Raw genomic sequence first — 10,189 nt, 5'->3', positions numbered from 1 at the left:
GTGGATTTTAATTTATCCAGTGCCTGAATACCCAACTGTGCAAATACATCCAGACTGGACTTTAATTTATCCAATGCCTGAATCCCTAATTGGGCAAAAAAATTGATACCGGCTTTTAATTCGTCCAGAGCCTGCATACCCAACTGTGCAAATACATCTAAAGGAACTGTCAGCTTATTCAGGGCCTGAACGCCCAACTGCACAAATGCATCCAGCGTGGATTTTAATTTATCCAGTGCCTGAATCCCTAATTGGGCAAAAAAATTGATACCGGCTTTTAATTCGTCCAGAGCCTGAATACCCAACTGTGCAAACACATCCAAAGGCAATGTTAGTTTATTCAGAGCCTGGATTCCCATTTGTACAAATGAATCCAGTGTGGATCTTAATTTATCCAGCGCCTGACCCCCTAGCTGGGCAAAGAAACTCAAACTGACTTTTAACGTGTCAAAAACTTTAAGTCCCAGCTGAGCAAAAAAATTCAAACTAGACCTTAACTCAGCAAAAGCCTGAATCCCCAACTGCACAAAAAAGTTCAGACTGGCTCTTAGTTCAGCAAACGCCCGAAGCCCCAGCTGTACAAAGAAATTCAGGCTAGCCCTTAATTCAACAAAAGCCCGAACTCCCAGCTGTACAAAAAAGTTCAGACTGGCTCTTAGTTCAACAAAAGCCTGAATTCCCAACTGGGCAAAAAAGTTCAGACTGGCTCTTAGTTCAACAAGAGCCTGAATTCCCAACTGCACAAAAAAGTTCAGACTGGCTCTTAGTTCAACAAAAGCCTGAATTCCCAGCTGGGCGAAAAAGTTTAGGCCAGCTCTTAATTCAACAAAAGCCTGAATTCCCAGCTGGGCAAATATATTTAAATTGATTCTTAAAGATTCAAATATCTTTATACCAATACTGCCAAAGATTTGTATATGGCCAGCCATCGTCTGAAATATTACTTTTACTGAACCCGTAGTTAATTTCAAAACCGCATGAATTTTATTCAGAATGCCAAATAAAATAGTTATCTTTGGATTAATATTAATGACCAGCTTATCTAATAATGTAAAATTGTTAGTCATATTCCCAGTCACACCAAAATTAAATTCATTCTTTTTACTGGATGAATTTTCCTGTCTAACATTCTGGGTTGTTTGGACAATATTAGCTGATTGACTGGCGGCACTTACCTGCATCACTTTTGAGGAATTCTGCCGCGCAGATAAAGATTGTTTAATTGTTTGATTATAGGCTTTAAGATCGGTGCGTATACGCGCAGCTTCCTGCGCATAACCCACAATAGGCTTTAAACTCTCAACGGTCTTATTGAGTTTTTTGAACTGGTTGTAAATTTTATCGACTGAACCTACCAGCTTTTTATGATGTCGTTGAAAAGATTTAAAGGAATTGGTCAGTTTTCCAACGGTACTCAGTACCTTATCTAGCTGCGACTGTATATTACTCATTTTCTGCACCACTTCTTAAAATGGCCCGATGTCGCCAGTCCAATAGTTCCGGCAGTGACATTTCATCTGTCACTGCCGGTGACCAGTGAAAAACGGTGGCGATATCTGCCACCAATTCATCAACGGTTAATCGTTCTGGGAATCGGACTTGACCGACTTCGGCAACAAAAAATTGACCACCTCCACACTGAGATTAATCAGATCACCCGGTGACATCATTATCAGGTCACTTTTGGTCAATGCAGGGGTGGTAACACGCGGCAGGACAAGCAGCATAGAATCCACATCCATTTCCAACAGTGCCTGTAAACGTGCACCGCGCAGCGCACCGCTGTTAGGTTTGCGTACCATCACTTCCGTGATTTCGCCGTTGCCTCGCGCCAGTGGTGCTTCCAATTCGATGGTGCGCAGATCGTCATTTTGAGTGTTCAGTGTTTCTGTCATGGTTCAACCTTGTTTATCCGATTAGATAACCTGTCCCAGCAGGCACGGCTAGCACACTGAAGAGACAGGCAATAAGTTTTATTAAAAAGAGCGACTAGCGATTAAAAAAGACCGATAGCGCGGCGATGCTGCTCCAGACGATCTTCCCCGCCTACTTTCTCAACCATGTTGATGGTGTCGATTTCAATCAGTTCTTCGCCATCCCATGTCAGTTTGAAATAAGTATTTTTGGCGGTGATTTTGGTCTGAGTGTTATCACCTTGTTTATAAGTGCCGTGATCGAACTCTTGGAAGCGACCACGCATCACGACTTCAACCGCAACTACATCACCAGTATCTTCGCGCTCAAAAGAGCCAGCAAAGCGCAGCATGACGCCATCTGCTTTCGCAATGCCCCACTGTTTGTACAGTTGAGCTTCAATACCGCCCAGAGTGAATTCAGCATCCAGTGCGCCTTCATCCAGACCCAGATCCACCATTGCGCTGCCGTTCATACCGGCACCACGATAGGCTTCCAGCTTGCGGCTTAACTTAGGAAGAGTCAGTTCTTCCACGATCCCCTGATAGTTGTTGCCATCATTGAACAAATTCAGGTATTTAAGTTTGCGAGGTAATGCCATCAGTTAGCCCCTTATTTATTGATACTTTTCGCGAAATCCATCAGGTAACTATCTGTAATGCGCTGGCGTAACATCATGTTTTCCAGTGGCGGTACAGGTGTATAGTCATAATCGATGGTCAGTTTGCCGGCTTTCAAGGTGTCCTTGTCATTAGCCTTGTCGTCATACCAGCAGCGGCCATCAATGATGTAACCACCGGCTTTCAGTTCGCGGAACTTGGCATTGATGCCTTCGATAATGTCGCGCACCAGTGATGGCGTCAGCGGTTTATCGATAGCCCACATGTGGGATTCAGCCATAGTGTCAGCCAGAACCTGAGCGGTACGGGTGTAGCTTTCGAACTGGAACAGTGGATCATCTGCACAAGTGCGGGAACCCCAGAAACGGAATCCGTTTTTGCGGATCAGCGTAGTGATGCCGCTTTTGTTCAGCAGGTCAGAGTCAGTTGCAGTATCTTGCAGATCCCAGAAGACATCAGCAGACAGACCAGTCACTCCGTTGACGCCAACGTTGGACAGAGTTTTGTGCCAGCCAGTTTCTTGGTCAATCTTAGCGCGCAGACCCAGAGCACGAGCGGTCGCATAAGCGATAGCTTCGCTGTTGGTAACGGTATCCCAGCTCAAGAAATCTGGCCAAATCAGCATCAGCTCACGCTGATTGAAATTGTCGCGATATTTGATGACTTCAGAGATATTTTTGCAGCCATAAGCGCTGACATAAGCCATTGCTTTCAGTTTCTGGGCAACACTGGCCAGTTCAACAGCAACCGCTTTTGAATCCAGACCTGGAACACCCAGAATACGGGGCTTAACACCGAGCTGGCTTTGCGCCGCCAACAGTGCCTGCATACCGGTTTTCTTACCTTCATCAGTGACACCACCGATGATGTTAGAAATGGTTACTTCTTCAGATTCGCCTTCAGCAACACGTACAACAACAGTGACAGGCAGAGCCTGAGCTGCGATTGCTTTCAGTGATGCGGACAAAGTCCCTTTTTTCCCTGCTTTACCACTGGCGCTCATAACGTCAGTAAGCAGAACTGGAGTGTTTAATGGAAATGTTTTTTCGTCTGCGTCAGGTGCAGTACAAACCATACCCACGATAGCGGTGCTAACGGTAGTGATGGTACGAGTACCTTCATTAATTTCCTGTACACGGACGCCGTGATGATAATCTTGTGCCATATTAGCGGTTCTCCTGTTAAGGTGTGCTGATATATTGGCGGATTGGACGAGGGAAATCATTCGATTGGGGATGTGTGAGGGAGGGTACAAATATGGTCTTATATTTTTGTTAATAATCAATTAGTTAATGTGATATTTAATTGATTTCAGGCGGATTTGAGGGGATTAAGGGGTTTGGTTGGTTGCAACCTTAAATTGGTTAAATAATAGTCTTTATATGGTTACTTATTAACCATTCTTTGGTTCAAAATTTATCCTTCTCAGCGTTATTCAGTGTAATTTTAAGTTTTGGTTATTTTTTGACAGGTTAAAATGGGCTATTTTTGCCGCTGGAGTTTGGTTTTCAGGGTATAGGGAATGGGATCTTGTTTGGATCGTGTGGATCTTTTGGGTTGTGAAAAACCTCGGTTTAGCGGAAACCAAAACCAAAGCGGACAATGCATTGCCCCGCAGCGGAGGCGAAGTTACCGGGGACATCATGATTTCTACTGACAGTGAAATAACCTGGCGTAGAAACACAGACATGGCCGCTATCGGTTTTAAAAATACCGGAGATGGTGATACAGACTCCTATATGTGGTTTAAAACAGGGGATAATGGTAATGAATATTTTAAATGGCAGCATACCCTCTATGGAGGAACAACCACTGAATGGATGAGTCTTAAGTCTGATAATCTCCGAGTTAAAGGGCATCAGGTCTACCATGAAGGGTATAAACCAACCGCTGAGGTAATTCAGGCTGAACCCCGCTTCAACAAAACTATTGATCTAACTGGCTTGAGTCCAGATAGGTATTATCCTATTTGGTGGAAATTTCCGTCGAATAGTCGGGGCGCTAATTCATGGCTAACAATACACCGCAATTACGCCGAAGATAGGGATGATAAAAACCCATTTGGAAAAGAGACTCATTTAGCGGGATTAGAATTACAAATCGAAGGTAGTGATGCATCATGGGGAGGAGATTCTCATTATTTAAATATAAAACGAATCTACCAACGTTACCGTAATACAGTCAAAAAAATTCAATATGGTATGATGAGTATTGCCAGACCTGTCAATGGCAAATATCCTCTATACTATGATTGGAAATCTGGTCAGATTGTAGAGTGTCATGTATATAGTGGCTGTTATTTACGTGGTGGCTTAACTTATCATGTCACTAGTAATTTTTCCGAGGTTAAATATTCTCGTAAAGAAGGGGAAGTGGAAATCGGGAGTAACTCAAGTGATTACGATAAAAAAGAGATTAAATGGACAGTGAAGTCTTATTCTATTGATGACCCACTGTTGGGAAAAGACTACGAAAATATAGTCTTGCCTTATGCTCATGATTATGCTGACACCATCAATTTGGCTAAGAATGCGGCTCCTAAAGCTTCACAGGAAGAAGTTGTAGTAGGGCATTTAACTGTCAATAGCATACATGATTGGTCTGGAGTCACGTTACGAAAACCCGACGGTCGTTTCTGTTTAATTGAAACTAACCCTCATGGGAGTAATCCATTAAACTTTATATACCGTGAACCCGATAATCAAAATATCTCTGTTGCATCTTTGCCGATTGGTACAGGGACTTTAGCTTTAGAGGATAGATCCTATTCTAAAATAGAGTCGGATAATAAATATCTTGAAAAGCAAAGTACAGGATATGCTCAGGTTGGTGCTTTAAATATTAATAATGGTGGTAATTGGCCTGGGTTAGTTTATAGCGCAGAAAATGGATATAAGATAGGTATAGAAGGCAGTGAAGGAAAACTTCTCTCATTTTGGGCAAATGATCCTCAGAATAATCGCCGATATACATTATCGACCCCACAAAAAACAGGAACATTAGCTACTTTAGATGATATTATTGCGAATAAAAGTACAGCCAAAAAAGAACCTAACGGTTGGTGGAAATGTGGAGACACTGGCGTAATCTACCAATGGGGAAGAACACGTGTTCTTCAAGGTTCAGAGAAAATTTCTGTTCAGTTACCAATTTCATTTTCATCAACTAATTATTCTGTAGTGGTTCAACCGATTAACCACCGTGATGGTGATGGATTGGCTTCTGGTTATGCTCAAATAATTAATGCTGAGTCATTTAATATGATAAATGCGTATGCAAACGATGGATGGTCTCTTCCTTATTACTGGATTGCAATAGGATGTTAATTATGTATTTCTATAGTGCTAAAAAAAATTCTTTTTATCCCATCGTATTAAAACAAAATTACATCGATTCGGGTATATGGCCTGATGATGGTATTGAAGTTGATGAGAAAGTATTTAGTGAGTTTTCTGGAAATATTCCACCTGAAGGAAAGGTGCGTATTGCTGGCGATGATGGTTTACCTGCGTGGGGTGATATTCCTCCTCTAACTAAAGAAGAGCTACAACAGCAAGCAGAACGAAAAAAACAGTCTTTATTGAATAATGCGGATACGCAAATTATGAGATTGGAACGTATTATTAAAAGAAATATGGCAACAGATGATGAAATTAATCGACTAGATAGTTGGGAGTTATATAGTATAGAATTAAGTCGTCTGGATTGTTCAAAATCACAGGTCGTTAATTGGCCTGAGAAACCAGAGTAGTTATTACGTTTTTATTTTAAGATTTAATATAAAAGCAATGTTATTGTCAGATATAAATAATATATTTATATGATTTATTTTTTGCACCAATAAGCCATAAATAAAGTTTATTGGTGCAATTGGTTCTCATTTTAAATAGATTGGAAAATTATAAATATTAAGTTTATATTAATTAGGAAATTCGATACCATCCCATTAACATAATATATGAGTTAGTAATATTTATCGCTGAATTACTGCCAGTATTTTCCGTTGTACCTGAAACAGAATGAGTATGAGCTCCAATATGTACCGTGTGAGTATGAGCACCATCAGTACTGGTTTTAAACTTATAATTATCCTTATCAGTATCTCCAGAACCTATATTATTTTTTGTGTTATCATAAATTCCATATCGGGCATTAGAAGATTCTCCCCAACCACTATCATGGAAGTGATTTCCATTAGAATTAGTAGTCTTAGTACCATAGTCAAAACTGTTGGTAGTTGCGTTAAATTGGTGATTATGAGATGGAATTTGTGCTCCTGTGAGTGTTATTGAATCATTTCCACCGATAGAGAGTACATTAGAGCCGTTTTGATTAGCTAAACGAATTGTTTTATTTTCACCGATATATTTCCATTGAGTTTTAGGAAAAAGAGTATTAGGATCTTTATTCTGAGCAAACCAGACAACTATCCCTACAGGATACAGCATATCTGTAAGATTATATGCGTAAGGCGTTACTACATCATCGTAATCCTTTCCTAATACTGGATCATCAATGGGGTAGGATTTAGCTGTCCACTTAATTTCAAAATTATTATGGGATTCCAGAGCATGAGAAATTTCAACTTCACCATCTTTACGGGAATAACGAATATCGGAAAAATTGCTCGTCACATGGTAAGTCAAACCGCCCCGTAAATAACAACCACTATACCTTTTACATTCGACAATATCACCGGACTTGGCACCTTGATAAAGAGGAAATTTCCCATCAATGGGTCTGGCAATACTCATCATACCGTAACGGATATTCTTGACCGTCTTACGATAAGTTTGACAAATACGCTTAATATTCAGATATTGAGCATCACCGCCCCAAGAGGTATCTCCCCCTTCAATCTGCAATGACAGTCCAGCCAGATGGGTAACCCCTTTACCAAAGGGCTCTTTGGCCTGATCTTCCGGATACCAGCGATGAATAGTTAACCATGAGTTAGCTCCATTATTTGCTGGAAATTGCCACCACACAGGGTAATAGCGGTCACTGCTCAATCCAGTCAGGTCAATTGTCGTGTTAAAACGCGGTTCGCCTTTGACATCCTCGGCACTCAGGATTACATCCGCCGCCAACGATTTCCCATTCACCTTCCTTGAATTCGGCACCGCATTTCTCGCGAGTTCGGCCGTTCCCGCTAAACCGAGGTTTTTCACAAACTCATCTTTGTTTGGAATATCAGCACCATTTTTGCTTTTCTCCAGACGAGCATTTGCTAAATTTTTCGCTTCATTCACCCGTGCATCAGTTTCAGCTTTGTTATAGGCACCAACATCCCCTGCATTCAGTGAAATATCCGCATTTAGCGCTTTGCCATTTACCTTACAGCCAGAAGGAACGCGGCCATTGGCATTATCACTTGCGGCTTTTGCTTGGGCTTTCGCGTCATTCACCCGTGCATCAGTTTCAGCTTTGTTATAGGCACCGACATCTCCCGCATTCAGTGAAATATCCGCAGTTAACGCCTTGCCATTTACCTTACGCCCAGCCGGAACGCGCCCATTCGCATTATTATTCGCCGCGTTAGCAAAATCATACGCTGCTTTCACTGCTTTCGGGGTTGCAGCATGAGTTTCGCTATTGCTGTCCACCGCGCTGCTCAGGATGACAAATCCCTTCTCTTTCAGCGTTGCGTCAGGATGGTTACGGCTGTTCGCATGTTTCGTAATAGAATTATCCACATACTCACGAGTCGCCAGAACCACCGACGGGTCAACTTTCAACGTCACTGCATTAGCGCTGCTAACAATCAGGATCATGCGGATAGTCTGGGTACGGCCTGAACCTTCCTGCAATTGCGGTTTGTAGGTTTCCGCGCAGTTACCCACGGCAATCAGAATGCCATCTTTGTCGAACAGGCCGATCTCACGGATCCACCAACCACCTTCGTTTTCAGGGATAACCTGTTCAGCGATGATTTGGTTGGTATTCTTCGGGTCAATACTCAGCGTATTAATCGCCGCACGACGTTTTTCATTAATCAGTTTGGCTTGCTTGGTATCCGGGGTCGGCAGGCTGCCACCACCATCACCGACGGCCATATGGGTAATTTCAATTTTGGTACCCAATGCCGCAGCATTTGCCAACTTATCTGCGCCTAGCTGCGTCAGCAGCGCAAAAAATTTGGTACTCATGGTCTAATCCTCATGTCATCAATAATATGTATGCCCGCACCCACAACTTCTGAGCCGGATACCGTTACTTGCTCCGGGAAATAAGGGTAAACTGTCAATTCGTCACCGCTGTAAGTCGCCGCCGAGTAGTAATATTCACCGCGTGTATCCAGATTGATGTCCAACCCAATCAGATGCCGGCTCACTGGCTTGGCATCAAAAATCAGGTTTTCCAGTTCCTCGAACATTTCATGGGTGATGCCGTTTTCCAGTACACCAATATCCAGTCGGAAGGTGCCCGGAGTATCGTTGGTCTGCCACCATTCTTTTACACGGATGAGATACCCCAACGGTTCAACTACCCGTCGAATCGCACCAATCGTTCCTTTATGTTTATGCAGGAACAGCGAGTTTTTGATCACCTCTCTTTTGGTGCTCTCAGACCAGTTTTCATCCCAGCGATCCACTGACCACGCCCATGCCAAGTAGGGCAGCAGCAATGCCGGACAAGTGTCTGGGTTCCACAGCTCGCGAAGCGGCACTTTAACTTTCTGCAATTCAGCGCAGGCTTTGGCCGCCGCAAGCTCTAGCTGGGTCGAGCCCATCGGTAGAAGGCGATCATTCATCCGAGCCTCCCATCGTCAGGGTGGTTTTGGTGCAGTAAGATGCCTGGGTTTTATCCAGAACCACGTCTTTCAGCGGAGCTTTCAGTTCCACGCGCTGGATGCCTTCCACATGCAGTGCGGCATAAATCGCGGATAAACGAATGTCACGCCCCAGACGATGCTGCGCTTCAACATAGTGTTTCAGCTTCTGTTCAGCCGCCTTGCGGATAGGTTCTGATTCCGGCGTTGGAAAAATGTACAGCACCGCATCAATTTCATACTCCACAATGTTCGCCGACTGGACTTGCAAGCGATCGGCCACTGGACGCACATTTTCGTCGTTCAGCGCTTTTTCAACTTTTTCCAGCAGCTCTTTGGAAGCAACCCCCTTGTCTTCCCGCGACATAATGGTCACGGTGACGTTAGCTGGCGACGGGCTGATTGCCGAAGCATCAGCGACACGACCATCCGCACTACGGGCATGGTATTCATAAGAACCGACAGGGCCGGCAACGCTCAAGCCTTCGAAAGCCTGCGGAATGCGCACGCGGTAGTCATTGTCAGATTCCATCACAGCCGGTGTCAGTGGTACTGTGGAGCGATCTTCAGGGCGCAAGATCATGCGGGATACGTTGTTGTTCGCACCCAATTGATCCAGATCGCTGCCTGTCGAATAGGCCACCATCACCGCCCGAGCAGCTTCATTGACTCGTTGACGCAAGAGCAGTTCACGATAAACATTCTCTTCCAGCAACTTGACCAAAGGTTCAGACTCCAGCTGCAAGGTACGGGCGATAGCCTCTTGCTGATCTTCTGGGTAGAGCGATATCAGTCCTTTTTTACGCTCTTCCAGCAGTTGTTCGTAATCCAGTGGCTCAACCACATCCGGTGGTGGCAACTGGCTTAAATCGATTGTTGGCAT

At 43.6% G+C, this 10,189-nt stretch carries 8 protein-coding genes and 3 pseudogenes; 2 read left to right on the top strand and 9 right to left on the bottom strand.

Annotated elements, in window-relative coordinates; genetic code table 11:
• The 5 genes and pseudogenes from H8A87_RS19975 to H8A87_RS15560 all read right to left on the bottom strand — a co-directional run.
• Window positions 1-1,451: pseudogene (locus tag H8A87_RS19975) on the bottom strand (phage tail protein); the annotation flags it as partial.
• Window positions 1,444-1,563 (bottom strand): GpE family phage tail protein, encoded by a 120-nt coding sequence (locus tag H8A87_RS15575; protein WP_011144425.1) that lies wholly within the window; start codon window positions 1,561-1,563, stop codon window positions 1,444-1,446. The pseudogene H8A87_RS19975 and the gene H8A87_RS15575, both read right to left, overlap by 8 nt.
• 14 nt (window positions 1,564-1,577) lie before the next feature.
• Window positions 1,578-1,895 (bottom strand): phage tail assembly protein, encoded by a 318-nt coding sequence (locus H8A87_RS15570; RefSeq protein WP_198690849.1) that lies wholly within the window; start codon window positions 1,893-1,895, stop codon window positions 1,578-1,580.
• Between the two features lie 101 nt (window positions 1,896-1,996).
• Complete coding sequence (locus H8A87_RS15565) at window positions 1,997-2,515, bottom strand: phage major tail tube protein (RefSeq protein ID WP_010845425.1); 519 nt, start codon at window positions 2,513-2,515, stop codon at window positions 1,997-1,999.
• 11 nt (window positions 2,516-2,526) lie between these two features.
• Window positions 2,527-3,699, bottom strand: coding sequence for a phage tail sheath protein (locus H8A87_RS15560; RefSeq protein ID WP_198690848.1), 1,173 nt, complete (start codon window positions 3,697-3,699; stop codon window positions 2,527-2,529).
• Between the two features lie 394 nt (window positions 3,700-4,093).
• Here H8A87_RS15560 and H8A87_RS19970 point away from each other — a divergent pair, with 394 nt between their 5' ends.
• Together H8A87_RS19970 and H8A87_RS15550 are read left to right on the top strand one after the other, a co-directional pair.
• Window positions 4,094-5,860 (top strand): gp53-like domain-containing protein, encoded by a 1,767-nt coding sequence (locus H8A87_RS19970; protein WP_232370288.1) that lies wholly within the window; start codon window positions 4,094-4,096, stop codon window positions 5,858-5,860.
• A 2-nt stretch (window positions 5,861-5,862) separates the two neighbouring features.
• The gene (locus tag H8A87_RS15550; RefSeq protein ID WP_198690847.1) at window positions 5,863-6,285 is read left to right on the top strand and encodes a tail fiber assembly protein; all 423 of its coding nucleotides are present in this window, start codon (window positions 5,863-5,865) and stop codon (window positions 6,283-6,285) included.
• Between the two features lie 172 nt (window positions 6,286-6,457).
• Here the strand turns inward: H8A87_RS15550 and H8A87_RS20520 are convergent.
• The 4 genes and pseudogenes from H8A87_RS20520 to H8A87_RS15535 form a co-directional block, all read right to left on the bottom strand.
• Window positions 6,458-6,976, bottom strand: a pseudogene (locus H8A87_RS20520) (phage baseplate protein); the annotation flags it as partial.
• Window positions 6,977-7,888: 912 nt separating this feature from the next.
• A pseudogene (locus H8A87_RS20515) lies at window positions 7,889-8,683 on the bottom strand (phage tail protein); the annotation flags it as partial.
• Window positions 8,680-9,288: a phage tail protein I gene (locus H8A87_RS15540; protein ID WP_198690845.1), complete on the bottom strand. Its 609-nt coding sequence runs from the start codon at window positions 9,286-9,288 to the stop codon at window positions 8,680-8,682. The pseudogene H8A87_RS20515 and the gene H8A87_RS15540, both read right to left, overlap by 4 nt.
• On the bottom strand, window positions 9,281-10,189 hold the full coding sequence (locus H8A87_RS15535; RefSeq protein WP_198690844.1) for a baseplate assembly protein: 909 nt from the start codon (window positions 10,187-10,189) through the stop codon (window positions 9,281-9,283). The genes H8A87_RS15540 and H8A87_RS15535 overlap by 8 nt, the downstream gene beginning before the upstream one ends.

Origin of the sequence: Xenorhabdus lircayensis, assembly GCF_016306625.1 — a bacterium.
Taxonomy (GTDB): Bacteria; Pseudomonadota; Gammaproteobacteria; order Enterobacterales; family Enterobacteriaceae; genus Xenorhabdus; species Xenorhabdus lircayensis.
Note: the sequence above shows the minus strand (reverse complement) of the source record. Positions and strands in the feature narration are given on the sequence as shown.

What these genes read in the sequence shown, in the direction of transcription:
- H8A87_RS15570 (WP_198690849.1), bottom strand. Translation starts at nt 1,895, where the DNA reads ATGACAGAAACACTGAACACTCAAAATGACGATCTGCGCACCATCGAA.
- H8A87_RS15535 (WP_198690844.1), bottom strand. Translation starts at nt 10,189, where the DNA reads ATGCCAACAATCGATTTAAGCCAGTTGCCACCACCGGATGTGGTTGAG.
- H8A87_RS15550 (WP_198690847.1), top strand. Translation starts at nt 5,863, where the DNA reads ATGTATTTCTATAGTGCTAAAAAAAATTCTTTTTATCCCATCGTATTA.
- H8A87_RS15565 (WP_010845425.1), bottom strand. Translation starts at nt 2,515, where the DNA reads ATGGCATTACCTCGCAAACTTAAATACCTGAATTTGTTCAATGATGGC.
- H8A87_RS15540 (WP_198690845.1), bottom strand. Translation starts at nt 9,288, where the DNA reads ATGAATGATCGCCTTCTACCGATGGGCTCGACCCAGCTAGAGCTTGCG.
- H8A87_RS15560 (WP_198690848.1), bottom strand. Translation starts at nt 3,699, where the DNA reads ATGGCACAAGATTATCATCACGGCGTCCGTGTACAGGAAATTAATGAA.